Below are 24,637 nucleotides of genomic sequence, written 5' to 3' on the forward strand. Positions count from 1 at the left end.
AGGAACCAGTCCCGTTCGAAAGGTCGCACCATGTCGTCGCTCGTGCTCTCGGTCCTGGACCTCGCCCCCATCGCACCCGGGGAGTCGGCGGGCGAGAGCATCGCCGCGAGCGTCGCGCTCGCCCAGACGGCGGAGGCCCACGGCTACCGACGGGTCTGGTACGCCGAGCACCACAACATGCCGTCCATCGCGTCGTCCGCCCCCGCGGTGATGATCTCGCACATCGGTGCGAAGACGACGTCGATCCGCCTCGGCGCCGGTGGGGTCATGCTCCCCAACCACTCGCCGCTGGCCATCGCCGAGCAGTTCGGCACCCTCGAGGCGATGTACCCGGGGCGCATCGACCTCGGTCTCGGTCGCGCGCCCGGCTCGGACGAGGCGACGACCTACGCGCTGCGCCGCGACCCGGCCGCCTCCGCCCAGTTCCCCGAGGACGTCGCCGAACTGCGCGCCTACTTCGCGGGCCAGTCGCGCGTCCCCGGAGTCGACGCGGTCCCCGGGACAGGGCTGAAGGTCCCCCTCTACGTCCTGGGCTCCTCGACGTTCGGCGCGCACCTGGCCGCCGCGCTCGGTCTGCCCTACGCCTTCGCCTCGCACTTCGCCCCGCAGCAGCTCGGTGCGGCGGTCGCGGCGTACCGCAACGAGTTCCGCCCCTCCGAGCAGCTCGCCGAACCGCACGTCATCGCCGGCGTGAACGTCGTGGCCGCCGACACCACCGACGCGGCCCGCGAGTCCTTCGCCGGGGTGCAGCGCCGGTTCGCGACGTCGCTCTTCGGCCGCGGCCGCACGTTCAGCGAGGCCGAGGTCGACATCCTCATGGAGACCGCTGCCGGACAGCACGTCCGCCAGATGCAGGCCTACGCGGCGGTCGGCACCCCCACCGAGGTGCGCAGCTACCTCGAGGAGTTCGCCGCCTCCACCGGCGCCGACGAACTCATCGTCGCCCACCAGGCGCTCTCGACCGAAGCGCGGCTGCGTTCGGTGCAGCTGACCGCCGAGGCGCTGCAGCCCGTGGGTGTGTGACCCCTGGGAGGTGCGCGGAGTCAGGTGGTGAGCGCGCGGCAGGCGAGGTGCAGCGCCAACCGCTGGTCGGGGTCGCCGAGGTCCACGTGCAGCAACTGCTCGACGCGCGCGGCCCGCGCCGCGACGGTGTTGCGGTGCACGCCCAGGACGGCCGCCGTCTCCGTCACCGACGACTCCGCGTCGAGGTAGGCCGCGAGCGTCCGCACGAGTTCACCGTCCGGGGCCCCGAGGGGCGCCAGCAGGCTCTGCGCCGCAGGTTCGAACGTGTTCGTCCGGGTCCAGGCGAGCAACGTCTGGGCCACCCCCAACTGGTCGACGTGCAGGAACCGCCCCCGTTCCGGACGGTTCCCGGCCAGTCGGGCCGCGTCCGAGGCTTCGGCCAGGGTCGTCGCGATCCCACCCGGTCCGGGGTGCGGGCGGCCCACCCCGGTCGCGCAACCTGTGGACCCCTGCAGCTCGCGGTGCCCGGCCCGCAACGACGCGGCCAACGTCCGGACCTGTTCCGCGCTCGGTTCCCGGGGCGCCGTCCACCATCCCGTCCAGCCCGAGTCCTGTTCCACGAGCACGAGTTCCGTCCCCGTCGCCGCGAACGCCGCCAGCGCGTCCGCCCGCAGCCCGGCGTTGTCGACGCCGTCACCCGTGCTGACGTGGACGCCGACGTGCCAGCCGTCCAGCGGCCACCCGGTGGCTGCCGCGCGACGACGCAGGAGTGCTGAGGCGTCGTCCCCGCCCCGCAGGACGTCGGCGAGGAGGGCCGTCCGGGCGCGGGCGTCGCGTTCGAGGACCAGCCGGTCCATCGCGAGCCGACCGGCCAGAGCGACCGCGCCGGCGACGAGGCAGTCGGCCGCGGTCTCGACGACGTCGTCCCGTTCGTCCGGCACCCAGGCCACCAGCCACCGCTGCACCCCCGGGATGCCGGGCAGCAGTACCGGCTGCGCGAGGGTGGTGCCGCTGGCGAGGACCGCCCGCTGCGGCACCGCCTCACCGGGCCGGGGGACCGCCAGCCCGGCCTCCTGCGGGGAACCCTCGAGGTGCTGACCGCCCCGGTCCAGCACGGCCACCGGGACCCCGAGGGCCTCCGCGACCAGGGTGACGAGCCGAGCGGGTCCGTCCCCGCGGCCCGAGGCCAGCCCGGTGTGAACCCGGAGCACCGTGCGCGCCCGGACCACCTCGGGGGCGGCCAGCGCGACCGCGGCCTCCGTCAGCAGCTCCAGGAAGGACCCCTCCGAGCCGAGGACGCAGACCTCCAGTCGTGAGCACAGCAACCGCGTCGGCGCCGGCAGGTCCGTCGTCGTGGGCAGCAGCACCGCACCGGCTCCGGCGTCGGCCGCCCGTCGCAGCAGGGCATCCAGCCGCCAGGCGCTGCCTTCCGCGGCCGGGTCGGACGCGGTCGCCACCAGGACCCCCACCCGAGGCTCGACCCGATCGGTCACCAGCACGACCGACCCGACCCGTCGCCCGGTCGGACTGCCACCGAGGACACGGACCCGGCCACGCCAGCCCGGCAGGTCCAGCAGCGAGGCCAGCGGGAGCATCACGGCGACACCGCCGCGGGGAGGAGGACGGGATCGACGTCGATGCCGAACGCCCGGGGAGCCACCGCGTCCAACCGCGGTGCGTCCCGCCAGAACGCGGGACCCGGCAGGTGCAGGGCGACGACCTCCGACCCACGGGTCGCCCGGTCGCACGAGATCGCCTGCATACTGCGCCGTTCCAGCACGGCGATGACGTCCGGGGTCGTGGCCACCGGGGCACCGTCCTCGAAGGCCACGAGGTACTCGTTCTCCATCTCCAACCGCAGCAACCCGGAAGTCCGCCGATCGCGCAACGTCAGGCTGCCGCGGCCGAAACCCCGCGCGGAACTGCGCACCACCTCGACGACGCGCCCCGCGCCCAGCACGCGACCTCCCGTCGCCGCCTCCAGCCGTGCGGGTGCGGCGGCCTCCGGAAGGTCCAGCAGTCGCCGTCCCACGTCGAGGCAGCGCCGGGTCGTCGTCGGTGTCCCGCTGCGACGCAGCACCTCCAGGGACATCGGTGGGAAGGCCACCGCCGCCCAGCCACCACTGGACCCCAGGACGCTGCGGACCGTCCGCTCGACCTGGGCCGGTCGGGCGTGGTCGAGCACGACGAGCGAGCCACCCGGCGGGCACAGCACCAACGGCGTCAACGGCAGGCCGTCCACCGCGATCGAGAACTGGTCCAGGCGGGGCAGGGCCCGACCGCAGAGGTCCACGTCGACGACGGGGAGCCCCACGTCCGTCGCGACCAGCAGAGCCGTCAGCGCGTTCGCCCCTGCCGCCTCGATGCTCGCGAGGGCCTGCGCGCGCGTTCCCGTCCAGCGCTCCACGGCGCGCAGGGCCGTCGTGAACTCCGCGCCGCCCGGCAGTTCCTCGGCCAGCACGCTCGTCGCCCCGACCAGCCCGACGGGGACCACGACCGTGTCGTCCGGCGCGTGCTCGGGATCGAGGAGTTCCACCCCCTGGCCCATCGAACGGCTCAGCAAGATCGCCGTGTCCCGCGTGTCACCACCGCCGCCCGAACCGAACAGGGCCGCGCCGCGGACCAGCGCAGGCACGTCGGACGCGGTCAGCAGCACGGCGGCAGCGTGCCACGGACCGCGTCCACCCGTGCAGCCGGTTCAGCCGACGGGAACGGCGGACAGTTCCTCGACCGGGGTGAACGCCAGGTCCAGCCCGAACGCCGCCGGCCCGAACGTCGCGAGCGCCGCCGGGGTGCGCATCAGGTCCGGCGTCGAGATCCCGACCACCACGACCCGCTGTCCGTAGCGCAGACCCTCCGTGGTGATGGGTTCCCCCGTGGAGTCGTCGAGGACGCAGATGAGGTCCGGCACCACGCAGACGACCTCGCCGTCCCGGCGGGCGATGAGGTGCTCGTTCTGGAACTGCAGTTCCAGCGTCCCGCCGTCGGGACCCGTCATCCGGGTCGAACCCCGGGCGAAACCTCCCGTCGTGCGCCGCTCGACGTCGCTCACCTTCCCACGGAACAGGACACGCAGGTGGCGGTAGATCGTCGTCGCGAAGAACTCCTGCAGGGCCTGCACCGGATCCGCGTGGGCCTCGCGGGCCTCGCGGATGGTCCGTCCGGCCCCGAGCGCCAGGGAGAGCGTCCTCGGCACCGCCGTGCGCTTCGCGTCGGCCCCGCTCATCGGGTACTCGGCGATCAGCGCGGCCCCACCGAACTGGATCGTGACGGCCCGGGAGAGCCGTTCCATGCGCACGTCGTCGGCGCCGGTCTCGATGAGCACCGTCTCCTCCCGGTCGCTGGCGACGACCATGGGGGAACCGTGCACGCCGTAGACGCTGAACGTCTCCATCTGCAGTTCCGGGAACGCGCGGCCCATGCCGTCGGCGTCGACGACGGGCAGGCCGGTGCGGGCTGCGACGAGCAGCGGGATCATCGAGTTCAGCCCGCCGCACTCGATCGGCATCGTGGCCCCCGCGGTGCGGCCCAGGTGCTTCTCGAGGCGGCGCAACGCCACGACGGGTTCGCTGCCGCGGGGCACCTTCTCGACCATGACCGTCGGAGCGCCCATCATCGCGGTGGGCACGATGAACAGGTCGTCGTCGAGGCCGTCGGGGTCGAGGACGGTGATCGGCCCGTGCTCGCGGATCGCCTCCTGGACGAGCAGGCGTCCGATGTAAGGGTCCCCGCCGCCGCCGGTGCCGAGCAGGGCCGCCCCGCGCGCCAGGTCGGGCAGGTGGGACTCGTCGAGGATCCAGTTCACGCCGGCACCCCCGCCGCCAGGTCGATCAGGACGGGTTCCACGTCGTAGCCGAACACCCGCGGCCCGGCCAGGGCCAGTCCGGCGTCGCTGCGCCAGCGCGGGTCGCAGGGCGAGGCGATGACGGCGACCCGGTGGCCGAAGCGCAACGTCTCGGTGGTGACGGCCTCCCCGCTCGCGAGGTCGAGGGTGCTGATGAGGTCGGGGACCGTCGCGACGAGCTCACCGTCCCGTTCGGCCACCAGGTTCTCGTTCTGGAACTGCAGCAGCAGGGTCGAGCCGGTGAACTCCGCCGTCCCTTCCAGCCGCGCCTCGCCCCGGGCGAAGCCCGTGGTGGTCCGCCGCGCCACGTCGACCACCTTGCCGGTGAACAGCAGGCGGCCGCCGAGGTGGTCCACGACGGGGGCGACGGGGTCGTCGGACCCCTTGGCCGCCGTGATGGTCCGTCCGATGGCGGCGGCCAGTGACAGGGTTCCGGGCACCAGCGACCGCCGGGCCTCCGCGCCGGACATGGCGTAGTTGCTGATCATCGCCGAGCACCCCATCTCGACCGTCGCGGTCCGGGCCAGGCGTTCGGCCCAGGTGTTGTCGATCGTCTCGAAGATCCCGGCGTTGCCCTTCTCGTCCACGATGGACATCGGGGTCCCCTTGATCCCGTAGAGCGTCGGCAGGGTCATCTGGAGTTCCGGGAACGCCCGGCCCATGCCGTCGGCGTCGACCAGGGGGAGACCGAGTTCCGCCGCGGCGACGACCGGGATCAGCGAGTTCACCCCACCCGCCTCGTCGCAGGCGATGTGGGTGACTCGCAGGCCGAGGTGGCGGGTGAGGACCTCGACGGCCCGGCCCACCTGCTCGGTCGAGGGGAGCTTCTCGACCATGACCGTCGGGGCACCCATCATCGCGACGGGCAGCACCACGGCGTCGTCGGGCAGTTCCGCCAGGGCGGTGAGTTCGACCGGACCGTGCCTGCGCACCGCGGAGCGGGCCAGCAGTTCCCCGATGTGAGGGTCGCCGCCCCCACCCGTCCCGAGGACGGCGGCGCCGCGCGCGACGTCGGCGAGGTCCTCGATCCTCAGCCGCTGCAACCGGTGTCCCCCCGTCGGATCAGACACCGGCCACCTCCGGCGCTCCGGCCCGCGCCCCGTGCAGCTGCAGGTCGCCGACGGCCTTGACCCGGATGCGGGTGGCCCCACCGGGAAGGTACGGCAACGGCACCTCGTCGACCTCCAGGACCTCGACGGAGTTCGGGGTGGCCCCGGCGGCCACGGCCCGTTCGACGGCCTCGGCGCGGGCGGCGTCGAGGACCTCGTGGCGACGGCCGGGTTCGATCGTGAACACGCGGTCCACCTCACCGCTCACCTGGGCGATCGCGGCACCGATGGCGTTCGCGACCGCGAAGTTCTCCGGTCGCAGGACCTCACCGCTGCCGGCCAGCACATCGGGGAGCAGGACGGAACCGCCTCCCACCGCCACGACGGGCAGGGGAGCGGACGACGTGCGCATCCGGTCCACGGCGTCGGCCACGTCGGCCGCGATGCGCTCGAGCGCGGCCCGCACGAGGGAACGGTCGAGGTGCGCCACGAGGGACGCGTCGCCGATGTCGGCGCGCCCGGCGGCCACGGCGATGTCGGTCGCGGTGAGGGTGGACCCACCGAAGACGAGCGCCTCCTCGGTCAGCCGGTACCCGACGGACCGTGGCCCGACCGCGGCGGAGTCCGGGGTACCGGTGACCAGGCTGCCGCCGCCGATCCCGATGGAGAGGACGTCGGGCATCCGGAAGTTCGTCCGGATGCCGGCCACGCTCACCTCGGTGGTGGCCTCCCGCGGGAAACCCCGGGTGAGCACACCGACGTCGGACGTCGTGCCCCCGACGTCGATCACGGCGCAGTTCCCGACCCCGCTGAGGACCGCGGCCCCACGCATCGAGTTCGTCGGCCCGGAGGCGAACGTCGAGACGGGGTAGCGGCGGGCGTGTTCGACGTCCATGAGCGTGCCGTCGTTCTGGCTGAGGTAGATCGGGGCGAGGATGCCTGCGCCGAGGACGGACGCCGTCAGGCCGTCGACGATCCCGGCCGCGAGCTCGCGCAGGGCGGCGTTGACCACGGTCGCGTTCTCCCGTTCGAGCAGGCCGATGCGACCGATCTCGTGCGAGAGCGAGATCGCCATCTCCGGGAGTTCCGCGGCGATGACCTCGGCGGCGCGGAGTTCGAACTCGGCACTGACGGGGGAGAACACCGAGGTGATCGCGAGGCTGCGCACCCCGTGGGCGGCCATGTCGGCGGCGTGCCGGCGCAGTTCGTCCTCGTCGAGGTCGGAGATCTTCCGGCCGTCGAACTCGTGCCCGCCGTGGGCGAGGTAGGCGCGACCGTGGACGGCCTCGACGAGCCGTTCCGGCCAGTCGACCATCGGCGGCAGCGAGGCCGTCGCCGGTAGTCCGAGCCGCAGGGCGGCGGTGGGGGCCAGTCGCCGGGCTTCGACGAGGGCGTTGATGAAGTGCGTCGTGCCGATCATCACCGCCCGGACGCCGATCGGGTCGAAGGCGTGCTTGCCCTGCAGCGTCGCGAGAGCCGCGACGATGCCGCCGGAGACGTCGGAGGTGGTGGCCGTCTTCACGGCGGCGAGGACCTCGCCCGCGTCGCCGAGCAGGACCGCGTCGGTGTTCGTGCCGCCGACGTCGATGCCGATGCGCATGGAACTGCCTCTCTGGTGGATCTTCGGATCAGGCCGGGGCGGGGGTGTTCTCGACGGCGGCGGTCGACTCGCCGTCGGTGGTACGGCTGCTGCCGACCTCGCGCAGCAACCCGGTCTTCCCGGCGACGACGTAGAGGACGAAACCGACGACGAGCGAGTTCACGCTGCCCAGGCCGACGGTGACGAAGTGCCCGATCAGTGAGGCGACCAGCCACACGGCGAGGGTGGCCGGGACCCAGGTCGGCGACGTGGACGGCACCGCACCGCCGTCGGCGCGGGAGGACTCGAGGACCCCCCGCCAGCGCTTCACGACGAAGTACTCCGCGACCATGATCCCCGCGATGGGCGGGAAGACGACGCCGAGGATCGTCAGGAAGTCGGTGAGGCGACCGAGGATGCCGCCGGCCGCGAGCAGCGATCCGACGACCCCGAGGACGGCCGTGGTGAGCGCACGGTTGACGGGCCTCCCGGTCAGCGTCCCGATGAAGTTCACGACGCCCAGACCCGAGGAGTAGAGGTTCCAGTCGTTGATCTTCACGGTGCCGAGGACGACGATGAGGACGCCGACCCAGCCGACGGAGGACGTCAGGATGGTCGTGATCTGGTCGCTGCCGACGGCGTGGGCGAGCAGGACCCCGGCCATCCCGATGACGTACTCACCCAGGGTCACACCGACGAGGGTCTGTTTGACGACGTCCGCGGTGCTGCGGTTGAACCGCGTCATGTCGGGGGTCACGACGGCACCCACGATGAAACCGCCGGCGACGATGGTCGTACCCGCCGCGACGCTGATCTGCGGTCCGGGGGCGGCCTGCGAGATCAGGGTGCCGACGTCGTGGCTGAGGAGTTCACCGATGATCGCCCAGCCGACGAGGACCAGGAACAGGGGGACGGTGACGTAGGCGGTCCAGGCCATCTTGTCGAAACCGGCGACGCAGATCGCGGTGACGACGAGACCGAACAGCAGCGACCAGCCCCACGCCGGCAGGACGCCCAACGTCGCGGCGAGCCCCTGGGCCGAGACGGCGGACTGGATGCCGAACCAGCCGATCAGGCTGATGCCGATGGCGAGCCCGATGAGGGCGGAGCCGCCGCGGCCGAAACCGAGCCAGCGCGCCACCATCGAGGTCGACATCCCCTCGCGCGCCCCGATGATCCCCACGAAGACGGCGACGACCTCAAGGATCACGGCACCGAGGGTGAAGGCCAGGAACGCGTTCCAGAACGTCATGCCGAAACCCAGGGTGGCGCCCAGCAGGAACTGGCTCAGCGCCGACATCTGTCCGAAGCGCTGCACGGCGACGGACCACCACGAGTACCGGGCGGTGTCGGGCACACGCCCCAGGGCGTGGTCGTCGACGGCGGAAGCAGTGGCCATCGTGAACTCCTCGGTCGGCGGGCGGGGTGCGCCGAACGCTAGGGGGCGTGCTCTCGACTGTCAGTAGGCTCCCTGCACACCGGAGCGGTCCCACCTGGGCCAAGTGCACAGCCGCAACGTCTCGCCCCCTCCGGTGCGGGACGGGAGACTCACCGCCGTGGGAGCTGACGCGTGGCAGGGCTGGTGCGAGGAGCGCGATCGCGCCGTCGCCGGGGTGCCGGGGAACCTGGCCCTGGTGGCGTTCCTCCCGGTGGGTGCGGAACCCGTCCCGGTGGAGCAGGTACCCGGTGCCACCGTGCGCGACGCGGGCGGCGGGGCCCTGGTCTGGACGGCGGCCGACGGGACGTCCGTGCGGCTGGCCGGCAGCGGGCAGCAGGCGCGCCGGATCCACCGGGAGCGCTGGTGGTTCGAGGCGTTCTCGCTCGACGGCCGGGACGTGGAACTGCGCGTCTACGACGAGTCGGCGCCGGCCCTGGCGGCCTTCGGTGGCATCGAGCGGTGGGACTTCGACGAGCGCTGGGTGCTGCCTGCCGTCTTCACTCCCGCCCCTGCGGTCGACGAGGTCCCCTGGGGTTTCACCCGCGTCGTCGACGACGGTCACCGGAAGCGCGTTCCGGGCACGGTCGACCTCGACCTCGACGGGATGCGGCACCGGCTCACCGTCTTCCTGGACGGGACCACCCCCGTGCTCGTCTTCGCCGACGCCACGACCGGGACGGAGTCGTACCGCCCGGGGCGCTTCCTCGTGCTCGACGTCACCCCCGGCCCGGTTCCGGTCTCGTTCGAACTCGACCTCAACCGTGCCTTCCTACCGCCCTGTGCGTTCTCGGACGCCTACTCCTGCCCCGTTCCGCCCCCGCAGAACCGGCTTCCCGTGGCCGTCCGGGCCGGCGAACGACGGGTGCGCCCGACGGGTCCCACGTCTGCCTGATCCGTCGACGGTGCGGGAACCCGCCTGACCTCGGGTCTGCGGTTCCCCGTCAGTCCTCCGGCGGGTAGCGCTCGGACAGCTCCCGCCCGATCCGCCCCAGCTCCCGGCGCACCGGCCCCGGACCCTCCACGTCGAGGCCGGATCCCCAGCCGGCGAGGTGGCGGGCCAGGTCCAGCGGGGCGGGTGCCGCGAGGGCGCAGCGGGTGCGTCCGTCCCCGAGGTCCTCCTCGTCGGTGCAGTGCCGGCCGAACTGCTCGCGCAGCACGGGGAGGAACCGGTTCGGCACCACGACGGTGGCGCCGCTCAGCGCCCGGCGCCGCTCGACCTCGTCGACGACGCGCTGCCACTCGCGGGCGAGGTCGAAGGCGGTGGGGTGCTCGAAGCGTTCCCCGGTGGCCTCGACACCGCTGATCCGGTCCACCCGGAACGTCCGCCGACCCGACTCGCCGTCGGCCACCAGGTACCAGACGTCGTCCTTGTCGACGAGGCCGAGCGGGTCGAGGAGTCGTTCGCTCGTGCCGCGCCGGTTCGCGTAGGTGAGGCGGACCCGGGTGCGGGCGACCACGTGCCGCTGCAACCGTTCCACCAGTGCGGGGCGGGTGCGTTCGGCGGCTCCCCAGCGGGCCGGGTCGACCACGACGGCCTGCCCGGCGGCCTCGGCGTCGGCGCGGAAGGTCGCGGGCAACGCGCGGACGAGCTTGCGCAGCGCTGCCCGGGCGACCGGGTCGGTCGCGGTCGGTCCGACGGTGAGGAAGAGGGCGCGGGCTTCGTCGCCGGTGAGGCCCGAGAGGTCGGTGCGGGCGCCGCCGACCAGCGACCAGCCACCACCTCGACCGGGCTGCGGGTAGACCGGGATCCCCGCGGTGGACAGCGCCTCGAGGTCGCGGCGGGCGGTGGCCAACGAGGTCCGGAGCTCGGCGGCCACCTCCGCGGCCGTCACCCGCCCCCGCGACTGCAGGAGCAGGAGGACGGCCACGAGCCGGTCTGCGCGCACGTCAGGAGTCTGCCGTGGAAAGTGCTCAGGAGGTGAGCACTTCAGGCGCCAGGGTGGGGACCACGAACCACCCGAACCGATGGAGGACCCGATGTTGCGAGGGATGTCGACCGTGGCGCTGCTGGCGAACGACTTCGAGGGGGCCAAGCGCTGGTACACCGAACTGCTGGGGGTCGCGCCGTACTTCGACCAGCCCTGGTACGCCGAGTTCCGCATCGGCGACTACCAGCACGAGCTGGGCATCCTCAACGGGGAGTTCGCCGGGCAGCTCGGCGGGGTGCCGTCCACCGACCGGCCCGGTGGCGTCGTCCTCTACTGGCAGGTCGACGACCTCGACGCGGCGATCGAGCGCACCCTGGAGCTCGGGGCCACGCTGTTCCAGCCCGCTCGCGAGTTCGGGGAGGGTTTCACCGGGGCCTCCGTCGTGGACCCGTTCGGCAACGTCCTGGGGTTGATGCGCAGCGCGCACTACCTCGAGGTCCTCGCCGCCGGGACCGTCGGGACCCCGGCCCCGGTCCGGTGAGCGACGCGGCCCCGCCCGGGAGGAGCCCGCGTGGGAGCATCGGGACGTGCCCTCCGTCGCCCCGCACGCCCTCCGCATCCCCGCCTCCGCGATCCGCCGGATCTACGACCTGGCGCAGGGGATCGACGACGTCGTCTTCCTCAACGTCGGGGAACCCGACCTCCCCGTCGCCCCGCACGTCCTCGCCGCCGGGGCCCGGGCGTGGGAGCAGGACGTCACGAACTACACGCCCAACGGCGGGATTGCCCCGCTGCGGACGGCGATCGCGGCGAAGCTGAGGCGGGACAACGGTCTCGACGTCACGCCCGACCAGGTGTGGGTCACGGCCGGCGGGATGCAGGCCCTGCACCAGGCGATGTCGCTGACGCTGGACGCGGGGGACGAGGTCCTGGTCCCCGACCCCGGGTACGTGAACTTCGCCATGACGGCGCGCCACGTCGGCGCGGTCCCGGTGCCCTACCGCCTCGACCCCGCACGGGGTTTCCGCCCGGACCTGGCGTCGTTGCGGGCGGCGATCACCCCACGCACCCGGGTGCTGCTGGTGAACTCCCCGTCGAACCCGTTGGGCACCGTCTACGAGGCGGAGGTCCTGCGGCAGTTGCTCGACGTCGCCGCGGAGCACGACCTGTGGGTGATCAGCGACGAGGTGTACGAGCAGTTCACCTACGGGACCCCGCACGTCAGCACCGCGTCGCTGGACACCGACGGACGCGTGCTCAGCGTGTTCTCGTTCTCCAAGACCTACGCCCTCACCGGGGCCCGGGTGGGCTGGCTGGTGGCGCCGCCGCAGTGGGACGCGTTGCTGCGCACCGCGCAGGAGGCGACGGTCAGCTGCGTCAACGCGCCCGCCCAGTTCGCCGCGCTCGCGGCGCTCGAGGGAGACCAGCAGGTCGTCACCGACGCCCGCGAGCACTACCGCGGGAACCTCGAGGCCGCGTGCGACCTGCTCTCGCGCAAGGGGATCCGGTTCCAGCGTCCGGCGGGGGCGTTCTACCTCTGGATCGAGGTCGCGCACGCCAGCGGCGGCGACGTCTCGACCTGGTGCGAGCGGTTCCTGGTGAAGCACAAGGTGGCCGTCGCACCCGGGTCGGCGTTCGGTTCCCAGGGTGAGGGGTGGATCCGGGTGTCGCTGGCCGGGACCCGCGACGACGTCGTGACCGGGCTCTCCCGGCTTCCGGACCGTTCCTGATCCGGTCGGGACCGGCCGGGGTGAGCCCCCGGCCGGTCCCGCTCCTCACCAGGCGTAGGCCTCCGGTGCGGGCTTGCTGCCGTTCGGGAACGGCACCGGGAACAGCTCGTCGAGGCGCGCGAGCGCCTTCTCGTCAAGGACGAGGTCGATGCTGCGCAGGGACTTCGTGAGTTGCTCGACCGTGCGGGGCCCGATGATGGGGGCGGTCACCGCGGGCCGCGTCAGCAGCCAGGCGATCCCGACGTCCGCCGGGTCCTCACCCAGTTCGCGGCAGAACCCCTCGTACGCCTCGAGCGTCGCGCGGTTCTTCTCGATGCCCTCGGTGTTCGCGGTGCCCCGGCCTTCGTCGCCCTTCGCCTGCTTGGCGAGGACCCCACCCAGCAGACCGCCGGCGAGCGGCGACCAGGGGATGACGCCGAGGCCGTAGTGCTCTGCGGCCGGCAGCACCTCGAGTTCCACCCAGCGCGACATGAGGTTGTAGAGCGACTGCTCGCTGACCAGGCCGACGACCTTGCGTTCCGCGGCGCTGGCCTGCGCGGCAGCGAGGTGCCAGCCCGCGAAGTTCGAGGAACCCGCGTACAGGATCTTGCCCTGCTGGCGCAGGACGCTCATGCCCTCCCAGATCTCCTCCCACGGCGTCGCGCGGTCGACGTGGTGCATCTGGTAGAGGTCGATGTGGTCGGTCTGCAGCCGCTTCAGCGAGGCGTCGCAGGCCTGGCGGATGTTGTAGGCGGAGAGCTTGCCGTCGTTGGGCCAGTCGGTCATGTCGCCGTACAACTTGGTGGCGAGGACGGTCTTCTCGCGGCGCCCGCCGCCCTGGGCGAACCAGCGCCCGACGATCTCCTCCGTCTCTCCCTTGTGGCTGCCGTAGCCGTTGGCGCTGTCGAAGAAGTTGATGCCGTGCTCGTGCGCTGCGTCCATGACGGTGTGACTGTCGGCTTCGCTCGTGCGCGGGCCGAAGTTCATCGTTCCGAGGCACAGCGGCGAGACGCGCAGCCCTGTGCGTCCGAGGTGTCGGTACTCCATGCCGGAACCCTACGCGGGCGAGGTGGTGCGCGACAGGGGGCGCTGCGATCGTTCCCAGGTCACCTCGTCCCCGGTCACCGTCAGTCGAGACGTTCCAGCCAGCGTCGCAGCAGGGCGCTCTCCTCGGGTTCCAGCGCCTCCGTCGGCGTGACCTCGAGGGCGGCGCGCAGTTGCCGGGCGGCGGCCGAGGTGCCCCCCGTGCCGACGGCCGGGGGTTCCGCCAGCAACGACGCGAACACGGTGTCGCGCATCCGGTGCGAGAGCTCCGCGTCGAACAGTTCCGGTTGGGCGATCCGGTTCAGGGCGGCTCCCACGTTGGCCGAGAGGACCACCTGGGCGGCGTCGCGCGGGTCCGCGCAGAGCCCGCCGGTGGCCGCGACGCGGGTGAGGGCCTTCGCGAGCAGGTCGAAGACCCGTCGGCGCGCGAGCGACCGGGAGCGGGGGCGCGGGACGAACATCAACTGGTAGAGCGCCGGGTTGGCCGAGGCCCAGTCCATGTGGTCGTCCCACCCCAGGCGCAGGTCGGCCACCGGGTCTCCCGATTCCGGCAACTCTGCCTTGCGGGCCGCGTAGCGCTCGAAACCGGTGTCGGCGAGGGCGTCCAGCAGCCCCTTCTTGTCCCCGAACTGGCGGTAGAGGACCGGCTGGGTCACCCCGGCGGCCTCGCACACGGCACGGGTGGCGATGTCGTGGTCCTCGGAGGCCACGAGGAGGCGCTCGGCCGCCTCCAGGATCGCCGCGCGCGTCTCGGTGCTCATGTAGCGATGGTACGTGATGAGGGTAGCGATGCTCCAGAGTGCGTGCTACGGTCGCTGTATCGACGATACGTACAAGACGTATCGACGCTATGAGGAGGTTGTCGAGATGACCGACCAGCGCGTGGCCATCGTCACCGGGGGATCCCGCGGCATCGGCCGCAGCATCGCCACCACCCTCGCCGCCCGCGGGCAGGCCGTCGTCGTCGGCTACGCGGGTTCCGCGCAGGCCGCGGCCGACGTCGTCGAGGAGATCACCGCAGCCGGCGGAAAGGCCGTCGCGGCCCAGGCCGACGTCGCCGACGAGCACGCCGTCGCGGCGATGTTCGACACCGCGCAGGAGACGTTCGGCGGGATCGACGTCGTCGTGAACTCGGCCGGACGGTTGTCGCTGTCCACCATCGCCGACCTCGACCTCGACGACCTCGACGCCCTGCACCGCACCAACGTCCGGGGCAGTTTCGTCGTCGCCCGCGAGGCCGCCCGCCGCGTCCGCGACGGGGGCGCGATCATCGGCCTCTCGACCTCCGTCGTCGGTCTGCAGCTGCCCACCTACGGCGCCTACGTCGCCAGCAAGAGCGCCGTCGAGGGGATGACCATGATCCTGGCGCGGGAACTGCGCGGGCGGGACATCACCGTCAACGCGGTCGCGCCCGGCCCGACGGCGACCGAACTGTTCCTCGACGGCAAGGACGACGCCACCGTCGCGCGGATGGCCGCGCAACCGCCCCTGGAACGCCTCGGACAGCCGACGGACATCGCCGAGGTCGTGGCGTTCCTCGCCGGACCGGGACGCTGGGTGAACGGACAGGTCGTCCGCGCGAACGGCGGGATCGTCTGACGTCTCCGCGCGTCCCCCGCTGAGCGCCCCCGCGCAGGAGGACCAGGAGAACGCGGTCGAGGAGGTCGTCGACGGCGGTTCAGTCGGTCGTCGGTGCGACAGCGGCCGTGGGCACGACGTCCCAGTGTTCGACGATCTTCCCGCCGGCGACCCGGAACACGTCACCCGCGGCGATGTCCTCCGGGTTCGGCGACCCCACGGGCCGGGAGAAGGTCCAGACGAGGTCGCCGTCCGAGAGGGACACCGCCGACTCCTGCGGGGGGAAGGCGGCGCCGGCGAAGAACTGCTTGAGAGACGCGGTCCCGTCGGGCACCAGCGGGTTGTGCTGGAGGTAGCCCGGGTCGAAGGAGCGGTCGAGCACGCTGGGGTCCTGGTCGCGGAAGAGCGTGTCGTAGGCGCCGACGGCGAACGCGCGCTGCGTCTCCTCGCCCTCCTCGCCGGGCGGCGCGCCCGTCGCCGGGTAGGCGTCGTCGAACATGGTGTGGCCGCTGGCCCCGGACGCGGGAACGTCCTGGGCCAGGGCCCAGTGGGAGGTGACCTTCCCGCCGGCGAGACGGTAGAGGTCGATGTGCGCTCGACCGCTCCAGGGCTGTGACGGATCGGCGGTCTCGTGCCAGTGGACCGCCACCAGGTCGCCGTCGGCGGCCGTCCGGGCGATGACGGCCTGCTGACCGGCCTGCAGACCGGGCGGATCGGTCGTGAAGATCTTCTTCACGACGGCCAGGTCGGCGTCCTCCGTCGCCCGGTCGGCCCGGTCCGGCTGGCTGGCGGTGGGTGTCGCGGACGTGGTGGTGGAGGACGGCTGCGTCGCTGGCGCGTCGGTGGAGCTGCACCCGGAGATCAGCACGGCGATCGCGGCACCCGCGGTGAACAGCGCTCGGCGAGAGGTCCTCATGCCCTGCGGAACGGTGTCCGGTGCCGTGGCGTTCGGACGAGGGCCGGTGATCCGGCTCACACGCCGTCAGGGTGTGACGGAGTCCAGCCAGCCGGACGGGAACCCCGTACGGCGTCGGGCCAGGGCCTTCGCCCGGGGGACGGAGAGTTCGGCGAACGGCTCGACGTCGAGTTCCGTCCCGGCCCGGGTGAAGGTACCGACGACGTTCCCCGCCACCACCACCGTCCCGCGGAAGATCCCGTTCCCGCCGGGGGTCACCCGCTCGGCGTAGCCGGGAGCCAGGACGTGCGAGCGGTCGGCGTAGCCGAGCAGGAACTCGTCGAACCCGGGCAGCAGGTGCAGGTCGCGCACGGCCCGGCGGTGGGTGGCGAGCAGTTCGGGAACCTCGGGATGGACGAGGTGCTCGACGTCGTCGACGAGAACCGCCTCGAACTCGTCGCGCACGGCGGCGAAACCCCGCCGGGCGGTGCCGAGCGGCAGTCCCGTCCAGGCGGCGAGGTCCGCCGGGGTCGCGGGCCCGTGGGAACGCAGGTAGCGACGCGTCCACTCCGCCAACGGGTCCTCCGGTGTCCGCCGAGCCCGCACCCAGTCCCCGGCGAGCACGAACGTCTGTTCACGACCGGCCAGCGGTCCCTGGCAGAGGACGCCGAGCAGACAGAGGTGGAGGAGCAGGTGGTACCCGCGGCCGCCCGTCGTCGCCTGGCCGTGCCGTGCGAACTCGGTGAGGAGGTCGGCCCGGGTGGAGCGGCCCGTTCCCGCCAGGAACTCCGCGGCCACGCGGTGCGCGGTCTCGAGGTCGGCGTCGGCGATCCCCAGGTCGGCGCGACGACGTCTCGTCGCGGTGACCGTCCGAGCCGCGCACAGCTCGAGGACCCAGAACAGGTCCGCCGCGGCGATCAGGTGCAGGGTGCCGCGCATCGGCCAGGACCGCACGACCTCGCCCGCGTCCAGCGCCCGCGCCAGGTCGGCCGTGGGCCGGGCCGGCGTCCGGATCGCGACGGCGGTCGCGGCGCCGCGCAGGTCCTGGGCCTGGACGGCGGCCAGGTGCCCGACCACGGCGGTCGCCGACGCGAGCACCGGGACGACCCGCTGCGCCACCAGCCGCCAGGTCCCGACGTCGCGCGCCGCCAGCCGTGTCACCCGGACAAACTACCTGCGCACCGACCCCGATCCGCCGACCACCAGCCCGCGGTGATCCCGGTCTCCTCCCGGCGGGGACCGACGTCGACCGAGCCTCAGGGACGGAGGGAGATCGCGGCGACCGCAGGTCGGACGAAGAAGCCCGGCTCGGTTCAGGGTTTCGGTGGGCTGACCAGCACGTCCTGCTCGGCCACCGCCCACCACATCTCGTGCAGCTCGTGGTAGCGGCTGCCGGGTTCCGTCCGGCCCTCCCACGGCTTGTCGATGATGTAGTGGATGTTCTTCACCTCGTCGAGGTTCCACAGCGCGGGGTGCTGGTGGGGGAGGGTCTTCAGTGCGTTGTAGACGTAGGGCATGGGGCGCCAACGGCCGGCGAAGAACTCGTTGAGGAAGTCCTGCTCGGCGAACTGGTACTGCGAGAGGTCCGTGAGCCCGCTGAGGCGGGTCAGCATCGACGTGAACGCCTCGTGGTCGGGTTCGATGACGAGGAACCCGCCGTTGAAGTAGTTGTCGACCTCGTCGGGTTCCTCGGTGTGCTCGATCCCGCGGCAGTGCGTGTAGAAGCAGTTCTGCGGGGTCCACGACGCGGGGTAGCTGGCGATCCGGTTGGGGTTGCACCGGCAGGCGTGGCAGGCGGCGACCCCGCCGTCGGGGAGGTCGAGGTCGAACAGTTCGTCCATGCCGGCCACGACGAGCATGTCGGCGTCCAGCACCACGAGGCGCTCGAACTCGACCAGGTCCCAGGCGCCGAGCTTCGTCCACACCTCCGCGAACCGGGCGTTGGCGTAGCGGGCCTCGAGACGGCTGTCGGGCCGCAACGGCGGGAGTTCGCGGACGAGGCAGCCGTCGTCGACGAGTCGTTGCCGGCTGGGGTCGTCGATGTTCGGGGTCACCATCACCACGAGCGGGTGCCGGGTTCCCGAACGTCGCAACGAGGCGTGCAGGACCTGCACGCCCACCAGGTACTCCGGCTGCGTCAGCAGCGTGGCCCACGCCTTCATCGATGCACTCCCTGTTCGGTGCTGGATCTGTTCGGTGCTGGATCTGTGTGGTGCTGGATCGGTCGGTTCCGGTCGGGACGTGGTCGACGAACTCTCAGTCGGACCGGGTCGAGCGCAGGTCAGTCGAGCAGGTCGTCGGCGAACGCGTTGGCGAAGCGGTGCCCCGGGTCGAGCTCGTCGCGCACGCGGCGGAAGTCGTCCCACCGCGGGTACAGCGAGCGCCAGTCGTACAGCGGCTTCTCGAAGTACTTGCCCCAGTGCGGACGCCCGCCCTCGGTGGCCAGCACCTCCTCCACCGCGCGGAGGAAGTCCATGCCCCCCTCGGACAGGGTCCCGTCCTCGGCGTAGTAGACGACGAAACCGAAGTACACCGTCTCCTGCCCCTGCGACGGGCTGAGCCACGCGGTCGAGGGGCCGGTGCAGCGCAGGATGATCGGGTAGTGCATGTGCGGACGGGTCCGCGCGTGCCACTCCTTCAGGACGGCGATGACCTCGCCGGCACGGTGCAGCGGAACCCCGATCTCCACGTTGATCTGCGGGGTCGCGATGCCCCGGCAGAACACCTGGTACACGTCACCGGTCACGTCGGAGAAGTCCTTGAAGCGGTTCACCGTGCGGTACGGCTTGCCGTTCTCGTCCGTGATCCGGGTGTCGCCACGCATGTTGGCCAGGGCCTGGTCCACGGTGCTGTTCATGGCGTCGCTGGTCTGGTCACGTTCGATGAGGCGCCGGCCGCCCGCCTCGTACTCGCGGTACTCCTCGGGAGTCGCCTCCTGCGCCGTCCACACGTGGACGAGGTTCTCGTCCGGGAACCACCACGCCTTGCTCATGGCGTGGTCGCGGTTCCACGTCAACAGCTGCGTCTCCAGGCCGTCGGCGCTGACCGCGTCCTTGACGCAGGTGTAGACGATCGACGGAACGGTGCGCAGCGTGACCGCGCTGACCGCGCCGAGGACCCCGAGGCCGAGCTGGACGGCGGGGAACGAGGGGTGGTCGCGGTCGAACTCGGCGGCGGAGCCGTCGGCGAGCACCATCCGCACGCTCAGCACCGCGTCACCGATGGACGACTGACGCAGACCCTGCCCGTGCGTCCCCGTCGCCAGGGCGCCCGCCAGGGTCTGGGAGGCGATGACGCCGGGGGAGGAGGGCAGCATCCGGCCCATCGACGTCAGCACGCCGTAGATCTCCTGCAGCGACGTCCCGCCGGCGAACGTGGCGCTGTCCTCGTCGGTGCCCAGCAGGCCGCGCAGGCCGCTGGTGTCGATGAGCCGGTCGCCGCTCGCGGCGAGTTCCAGCATCCGGCCGGCGGACATCCGGGACCCGGTCAACCTCAACCGGCCCGCGCTCGAGGTGACCGCCTCGCGGAGTTCGGCCTCGGTGGTCGGCGACACGACGGCCGTCGACGGCGCGATGGCGGCGTTGCGGGCCCAGTTCCAGATTTCCGTCCCGTCGTCGGTTGAAGTGCTGCGACGGGGGTAGAGAGCCAAGGGGACGTTCATCGACGACTCCTGACGTGTGCGGACTTCGACCGGGCGGACGATCGGCCCGGGTGGCTCGGGGAACCTAACCCCCCTCGGGCCGGAGCGGCTCGGCGAGGACGCCGAAGGTGGCGCACGTCTCACTCCACCCTGCCCGCCCGCCGTGCGTCCGTCGTCCCTCTCGGCTACAAACTCCATGTGATGAACCCCGACGGCAGGACCGGTCTCCGCGCCGTCCTCTTCGACCGAGACGGGACCGTCGTCCACGACGTCCCGTACAACGGTGATCCCCAGCAGGTCCGCCTCGTCGACGGGGCGGTCGAGGTCTTCGCCCGGCTGCGTTCAGCGGGACTGCGCACCGGAATCGTCACCAACCAGTCCGGTGTCGGCCGCGGGTTCATCACCCGCGAACAGGCCGACGCCGTCACCGCGGAGGTGGTGCGCCAGATCGGCGGGGTCGACGTCGTCCGCACCTGCCCGCACGCCCCCACCGACGCCTGCCGTTGCCGCAAACCCGCGCCCGGTCTCGTCCTGGACGCCGCCGCCGCGCTCGGCCTGCGGCCCGACGAGGTCGCCGTCATCGGTGACTCGCCCACCGACGTCGGGGCCGCCGACGCCGCCGGGGCCCGGTCCGTGCTGGTCCCGGGCCCGCAGGCCGCCGACCTCACCGCCGCGCTCGACCTCCTGCTGAACCCCGTGCTCGCGAACCCGCTGGCCGCCCGGTGACCGGCCCGCGGATCCTCGCCGTGCGGCTCGACAGCGACGGCGACGTGCTGATGACCGGGCCGGCGATCGCCGCCCTGCGCCACGGACCGGACGGGGTCGAGGCCTCGCGCGTCGACCTGCTCGCCGCGCCCCCCGGGGCGGGCGCCGCCCGGCTGCTGCCGGGGGTGGACGAGGTCCTCGTCGCCGACGTCCCGTGGTCCGGCTACCACCCGCCCGCCCCGGACGCCGAGCCGCTGCTCGCGCTCGTCGAGACCGTCCGGGCCGGGCGCTACGACGAGGTGGTCGTCTTCACCTCGTACCACCAGAGCGCGATGCCGATGGCCCTCATCGCCCGCCTCGCCGGGGTCCCCCGGGTGGTCGCGGCCACCGACGACTACCCGGGCAGCCTCCTCGACGTCCGGCACCGCCGCCCCGGCAACCCCGACGGGACCGGCGGGGAGCACGAGGTCGTCGCGAGCCTGGGCCTGGTCGTCACCTCCGGGCGGACCATCCCCGCCGACCCCCGGATGGCGCTGCGGCACCCGCTGCCGGAGCTGCCGGCGGACCTGCTCGCCGAACTCGGTGACGACCTCGCCGCCGGCCGCGTCGTCGTCGTCCACCCCGGCGCGTCCGTGCCGGCCCGGGCTCCCGACCCGGCGGTCGCCGCCGCGGCCGTGGCGGCCCTGGACGCCGAGGGCTGGCGGGTCGTGGTCACCGGTGGGCCCGGCGAGGTGGACCTCACCGCCCGGGTCAGCGCCGGACGCCCCCGGGTCGTCGACGCCGCCGGGCGGACCTCGTTCGGGCAGCTCGCGACGCTCCTGGAGGCCGCCGCCGTCGTCCTCGTCGGCAACACCGGCCCCGCGCACCTCGCCGCCGCCGTCGGGACTCCCGTCGCGAGCTGGTTCTCCGCCGTGATGCCGGTGGAGCGCTGGGTGCCGTTCGGGGTCCCCGTGGTCGTGCTCGGTGACCTCTCCGCCCCCTGCCGCCTCACCCGGGCACAGGTCTGCCCCGTCGCCGGGCACCCGTGCCTCGACGTCGCCCCCCAGAAGGTGCTCGACGCCGTCGAGGCCCTGGCCACCGGCAAGGTCCCCGTCCCCCCGCCGTCGGCACCGCTGCCCCCGCAGGGCGACGTCCGGCCCGGTGCGGAGCAGGCGCTGTGAGTCGAGCGCACGAGCAGCAGCCCCCCTCCTCGAGCCCCCAGGAGCACCGATGACCGACCCGACGCAGGACCGTCCCGCGGTGCAGTGGCTCGCCCGGCACCAACCGCAGGTCGCCGAGGCCATGACGAGCCTCGTCGCCCAGGGTGAGGTCCTCGACGGCTGGGCGGCGCGGCTCGTCGACGTCTACGCCCGCGGCGGCCGCCTGCTCGCCGCCGGCAACGGCGGCAGCGCCGCCGAAGCCCAGCACCTCACCGCCGAACTCGTGGGCCGCTTCGAAGGCGAGCGGCGACCGCTGTCGGCGATCGCCCTGCACGCCGACACCTCCAGCACCACCGCCATCGGCAACGACTACGGCGGCGAGGAGGTCTTCGCCCGCCAGGTCGAGGCCCACGGCCGCCCCGGTGACGTCCTGGTGCTGCTGTCGACCTCCGGCAGGAGCGCCAACGTCGTCGCCGCCGCCGAGCGGGGACGCCGGTGCGGACTGCTCGTCCTGGCCATGACCGGCCCCGGTCGCAGCGCGCTGTCCGAGGTGGCCGACGAGACGTTGTTCGTCGGGGTCGAGGGCTCGTCCACCTCGGCGGTCCAGGAGGGTCACCTCATCGCCCTGCACGCGCTGTGCGCCGCCGTGGACGCGCACCTGCGGGGGGAGACGGCCCTCGCGCTCCCCACTACCTCCGGCACCGCCGCGTCGAGCACCGCCCCGCCCTCGGAAGCTCCGTCCGCGGCCCGCACCGTCGAGGTGGCCCGGGGGTCGGGAACCCGGCACGTGGTCGTCGTCGGCGACAGCGTGCTCGACGTCGACCTCCTGGGCCGCAGCGACCGCATCGCCCCCGACGCCCCCGTCCCCGTCGTCGACCTCACCGACCGTCAGGAGAGTCCCGGTGGGGCCGGGTTGACGGCCCTGCTCGTGGCCGCGGGGGGCGCCGGCGTCGTCGGGACCACCACGACGCTGGTGACCCCGCTCTCCGACGACGACGCCGGCCGACGCCTGCGAGCCGGTCTGGAGGACGCCGCGCACCCCGTCACCGTCGTCGGGCTCGGTCACCGCGGTGCGACCCGCACCAAGACCCGTGTCCGGGTCGCGGGGCAGTCCCTCGTCCGCCTCGACGAGGGCGGCCCGGGCACCCCCGAGGCGGTCGACGCCGGCGCCCTGGCCGCCGTGCTCGCGACCGCGGACGTCGTGCTGGTCAGCGACTACGGCGCCGGCACGACCCACGACCCCGTCGTCCGTGCCGCGCTCACCGAGGTCGCCCGCCGGGTGCCGGTGGTCTGGGACCCCCACCCCCGCGGTGGGGCCCCGGTTCCGGGGGCCGCGCTCGTCTCCCCGAACCTGTCCGAGGCCTCGGCCGCGGCCGGTTCGCCCGCCCCGACCGCGCCCGACGAGCTGGCCGAGCACCTCGCCACCCGGTGGGGTGTGCAGGGCGTCGTCGTCACCACGGGTGCGCAGGGCGCGTGGCTCGCGGCGCCGGGCACCGAGGCGATGTTCGTCCCCGCGCCCGTCGTGGCCGTCGGTGATCCCTGTGGCGCCGGCGACCGGTTCGCGGCCTCGGCGGCCCTGTCGCTGGCCGCGGGGCGGTTGCCGTCGCAGGCCGTGGTCACGGCGGTCCAGGACGCCTCGGCGTGGGTCGCGGCCGGGGGCGCCGCCGGCTGGCGGGCCGCCCAGCACCAGCCCCCCGCCGACCCGGCGCCCGTGGCGGGTGGGTCGGGGGACGCCGTCGCACGGGTGAGGGCCGCGGGCGGGACCGTCGTGGCCACCGGCGGGTGCTTCGACGTCCTGCACGCCGGGCACGTCGCCTGCCTGGAGGCGGCCCGACGGCTCGGTGACACCCTCGTCGTCCTGCTGAACTCCGACGCCTCCGTGCGGCGGCTCAAGGGCCCCGGGCGCCCGGTCAACGACCAGGTCGACCGGGCCCGGGTCATCGCGGCGCTGGACTGCGTCGACGCCGTGGTGGTCTTCGACGAGGACGACCCGAGGGAGGCCCTCGCCGCGCTGCAGCCCGACGTGTGGGCCAAGGGCGGTGACTACGGCGGGGCGGAACTGCTCGAGGCGCCGCTGGTGCGGAGCTGGGGCGGACGCGTCGTCCTGCTGCCGTACCTCGCGGGCCGGTCCACCACCCTCACCCTCGCCCGGGGCGCGGCGTTGCCCACCGGCCCGGCGGGAGAGCACTGACGATCGTCCCCGCCTCGGCGACCACCCCCTCCGCGATCTCGTACCGGACCGGCTCCCGTCACACCGGTGCGAGATCGCCGCGGGGGTGAGGTGGGTGCCGTCGGCGGTCGATGAGCGCAGGTGGCACGAACAGCGACCACGAATCGTGAGCAGGTGCCGCGGTCGGGCGTCGAACCTCGAGCTCAGCGCAACAGGTTGAGACCCGAGACGACCGAGGCGCCGAGCACCCAGTTCTCGAACTTCTTCTGGTCCAGCCGCTTCGCGATCCACCAGCCGATCAGCGTCCCCACCACCACGGCGGGCGCGAGGCGGAGGTCGAGCTGCAACGAGTCCAGGCTGAGGAGGCCCAGGCCGATGCTGAACGGCACCTTGAAGCAGTTCACGATGAAGAAGAACCAGGCGCCGGTGCCGAGGAACGACATCACGCCGAGCCCCATGGTGAACAGGTAGATCGACATCGGGGGGCCACCGGCGTTGGCGACCATCGTGGTGAACCCGGCGAGGAAACCGAAACCCAGGGACGTGAGCCGGCGGCCGCGGACGGTCATCGGCACGACCGCCTCCTGCTTGCGCAACCGGTGCTGGCGCAGCAGGTGGATCGCGACGAGGAGGATCAGCAGCACGCCGATCGAACGGCGCATCACCGTGTCGTCGACCACGCGGACGAAACCCGCCCCGGCGACGACGCCGAGCGCGACGTAGGGGAAGAGGCGGACCAGCAACCCCCAGTCGGCGTGCCGGCGGTAGATCGAGATGGCGAACACGTCGCCGAGGATCAGCAGCGGCAGGATGATCCCGGTCGACTCCTTCGCCGGGAGGACCGCGGCGAAGATCGCCACCGCGATGGTGCCCGCACCCCCGATGGAGGTCTTCGAGATCCCGATCACCAGGGCCGCCAGGTAGAGGGGGATCAACTGCGGCGTCGACAGGTCCAGCACCGTCGGAGCCTACGGTCCGCCCCGGCCCTTCCGGAGGGCGGTGTCGGAACCAGGAGG

The 24,637-nt window shown here is 73.1% G+C and carries 22 protein-coding genes; 8 read left to right on the plus strand and 14 right to left on the minus strand.

What is annotated here, in order from left to right; all coding sequences use genetic code 11:
* Positions 1–30 precede the first annotated feature (30 nt).
* Positions 31–1,023 (plus strand): LLM class flavin-dependent oxidoreductase, encoded by a 993-nt coding sequence (locus SJY07_RS14825; protein WP_328293485.1) that lies wholly within the window; start codon positions 31–33, stop codon positions 1,021–1,023.
* 20 nt (positions 1,024–1,043) lie between these two features.
* Here SJY07_RS14825 and SJY07_RS14830 read toward each other — a convergent pair whose 3' ends face one another.
* From SJY07_RS14830 to SJY07_RS14855, 6 genes are read right to left on the minus strand one after another with little or no spacing between them, the layout of a single operon-like run.
* Positions 1,044–2,558, minus strand: coding sequence for a PucR family transcriptional regulator (locus SJY07_RS14830; protein WP_380162341.1), 1,515 nt, complete (start codon positions 2,556–2,558; stop codon positions 1,044–1,046).
* Complete coding sequence (locus SJY07_RS14835) at positions 2,558–3,619, minus strand: DUF917 domain-containing protein (protein WP_380160136.1); 1,062 nt, start codon at positions 3,617–3,619, stop codon at positions 2,558–2,560. The genes SJY07_RS14830 and SJY07_RS14835 overlap by 1 nt, the downstream gene beginning before the upstream one ends.
* A 42-nt stretch (positions 3,620–3,661) precedes the next feature.
* Positions 3,662–4,768 carry a DUF917 domain-containing protein gene (locus tag SJY07_RS14840; RefSeq protein WP_380160138.1) on the minus strand — a complete coding sequence of 369 codons (1,107 nt, stop codon included), beginning with the start codon at positions 4,766–4,768 and terminating at the stop codon, positions 3,662–3,664.
* The gene (locus SJY07_RS14845; protein ID WP_328293482.1) at positions 4,765–5,877 is read right to left on the minus strand and encodes a DUF917 domain-containing protein; all 1,113 of its coding nucleotides are present in this window, start codon (positions 5,875–5,877) and stop codon (positions 4,765–4,767) included. The genes SJY07_RS14840 and SJY07_RS14845 overlap by 4 nt, the downstream gene beginning before the upstream one ends.
* Positions 5,870–7,456, minus strand: a complete 1,587-nt coding sequence (locus tag SJY07_RS14850; RefSeq protein WP_380160140.1) for a hydantoinase/oxoprolinase N-terminal domain-containing protein — start codon at positions 7,454–7,456, stop codon at positions 5,870–5,872. The genes SJY07_RS14845 and SJY07_RS14850 overlap by 8 nt, the downstream gene beginning before the upstream one ends.
* Positions 7,457–7,484: 28 nt before the next feature.
* Positions 7,485–8,834, minus strand: coding sequence for a cytosine permease (locus SJY07_RS14855; RefSeq protein ID WP_328293480.1), 1,350 nt, complete (start codon positions 8,832–8,834; stop codon positions 7,485–7,487).
* 157 nt (positions 8,835–8,991) lie between these two features.
* On the opposite strand from SJY07_RS14855, the gene SJY07_RS14860 reads away from it, so the two are divergent.
* Positions 8,992–9,765: a DUF1684 domain-containing protein gene (locus SJY07_RS14860; RefSeq protein WP_380160143.1), complete on the plus strand. Its 774-nt coding sequence runs from the start codon at positions 8,992–8,994 to the stop codon at positions 9,763–9,765.
* A gap of 49 nt (positions 9,766–9,814) precedes the next feature.
* Here the strand turns inward: SJY07_RS14860 and SJY07_RS14865 are convergent, their stop codons facing one another.
* On the minus strand, positions 9,815–10,759 hold the full coding sequence (locus tag SJY07_RS14865; protein ID WP_380160144.1) for a helix-turn-helix transcriptional regulator: 945 nt from the start codon (positions 10,757–10,759) through the stop codon (positions 9,815–9,817).
* Between the two features lie 103 nt (positions 10,760–10,862).
* Between SJY07_RS14865 and SJY07_RS14870 the strand changes: the two genes are divergently transcribed.
* Positions 10,863–11,282, plus strand: a complete 420-nt coding sequence (locus tag SJY07_RS14870; RefSeq protein ID WP_380160146.1) for a VOC family protein — start codon at positions 10,863–10,865, stop codon at positions 11,280–11,282.
* A gap of 46 nt (positions 11,283–11,328) precedes the next feature.
* The gene (locus SJY07_RS14875) at positions 11,329–12,471 is read left to right on the plus strand and encodes a pyridoxal phosphate-dependent aminotransferase (RefSeq protein ID WP_380160148.1); all 1,143 of its coding nucleotides are present in this window, start codon (positions 11,329–11,331) and stop codon (positions 12,469–12,471) included.
* A gap of 45 nt (positions 12,472–12,516) precedes the next feature.
* On the opposite strand, the gene SJY07_RS14880 is transcribed toward SJY07_RS14875, so the two are convergent.
* On the minus strand, positions 12,517–13,497 hold the full coding sequence (locus SJY07_RS14880) for an aldo/keto reductase (protein WP_380160150.1): 981 nt from the start codon (positions 13,495–13,497) through the stop codon (positions 12,517–12,519).
* Between the two features lie 80 nt (positions 13,498–13,577).
* Positions 13,578–14,255, minus strand: coding sequence for a TetR/AcrR family transcriptional regulator (locus SJY07_RS14885; RefSeq protein ID WP_380160152.1), 678 nt, complete (start codon positions 14,253–14,255; stop codon positions 13,578–13,580).
* Positions 14,256–14,361: 106 nt separating this feature from the next.
* On the opposite strand from SJY07_RS14885, the gene SJY07_RS14890 reads away from it, so the two are divergent.
* On the plus strand, positions 14,362–15,093 hold the full coding sequence (locus tag SJY07_RS14890; RefSeq protein ID WP_380160154.1) for an SDR family oxidoreductase: 732 nt from the start codon (positions 14,362–14,364) through the stop codon (positions 15,091–15,093).
* Positions 15,094–15,172: 79 nt separating this feature from the next.
* On the opposite strand, the gene SJY07_RS14895 is transcribed toward SJY07_RS14890, so the two are convergent.
* The 4 genes from SJY07_RS14895 to SJY07_RS14910 form a co-directional block, all read right to left on the minus strand.
* Positions 15,173–15,988: a nuclear transport factor 2 family protein gene (locus SJY07_RS14895; RefSeq protein WP_380160158.1), complete on the minus strand. Its 816-nt coding sequence runs from the start codon at positions 15,986–15,988 to the stop codon at positions 15,173–15,175.
* Positions 15,989–16,054: 66 nt separating this feature from the next.
* A complete protein-coding gene (locus SJY07_RS14900) occupies positions 16,055–17,128 on the minus strand; it encodes a winged helix DNA-binding domain-containing protein (RefSeq protein ID WP_380160160.1) in 1,074 nt (357 codons plus the stop codon).
* Positions 17,129–17,280: 152 nt separating this feature from the next.
* Positions 17,281–18,129, minus strand: coding sequence for a glycosyltransferase family 8 protein (locus SJY07_RS14905; RefSeq protein WP_328293470.1), 849 nt, complete (start codon positions 18,127–18,129; stop codon positions 17,281–17,283).
* 119 nt (positions 18,130–18,248) lie between these two features.
* Entirely contained in the window at positions 18,249–19,628 is a 1,380-nt protein-coding gene (locus SJY07_RS14910; RefSeq protein WP_380160163.1) for a D-arabinono-1,4-lactone oxidase, read from the minus strand.
* Between the two features lie 180 nt (positions 19,629–19,808).
* On the opposite strand from SJY07_RS14910, the gene SJY07_RS14915 reads away from it, so the two are divergent.
* From SJY07_RS14915 to SJY07_RS14925, 3 genes are read left to right on the plus strand one after another with little or no spacing between them, the layout of a single operon-like run.
* Complete coding sequence (locus SJY07_RS14915; protein ID WP_328293468.1) at positions 19,809–20,333, plus strand: HAD-IIIA family hydrolase; 525 nt, start codon at positions 19,809–19,811, stop codon at positions 20,331–20,333.
* A 20-nt stretch (positions 20,334–20,353) separates the two neighbouring features.
* Positions 20,354–21,472 carry a glycosyltransferase family 9 protein gene (locus tag SJY07_RS14920; protein ID WP_380160165.1) on the plus strand — a complete coding sequence of 373 codons (1,119 nt, stop codon included), beginning with the start codon at positions 20,354–20,356 and terminating at the stop codon, positions 21,470–21,472.
* Positions 21,473–21,521: 49 nt separating this feature from the next.
* The gene (locus SJY07_RS14925) at positions 21,522–23,642 is read left to right on the plus strand and encodes a PfkB family carbohydrate kinase (RefSeq protein WP_380160167.1); all 2,121 of its coding nucleotides are present in this window, start codon (positions 21,522–21,524) and stop codon (positions 23,640–23,642) included.
* Positions 23,643–23,824: 182 nt separating this feature from the next.
* Here the strand turns inward: SJY07_RS14925 and SJY07_RS14930 are convergent, their stop codons facing one another.
* Positions 23,825–24,577 (minus strand): sulfite exporter TauE/SafE family protein, encoded by a 753-nt coding sequence (locus SJY07_RS14930; RefSeq protein WP_380162343.1) that lies wholly within the window; start codon positions 24,575–24,577, stop codon positions 23,825–23,827.
* Between the last annotated feature and the right edge of the window lie 60 nt (positions 24,578–24,637).

Origin of the sequence: Kineococcus sp. R86509 (genome assembly GCF_042466365.1) — a bacterium.
Lineage (GTDB): Bacteria > Actinomycetota > Actinomycetes > Actinomycetales > Kineococcaceae > Kineococcus.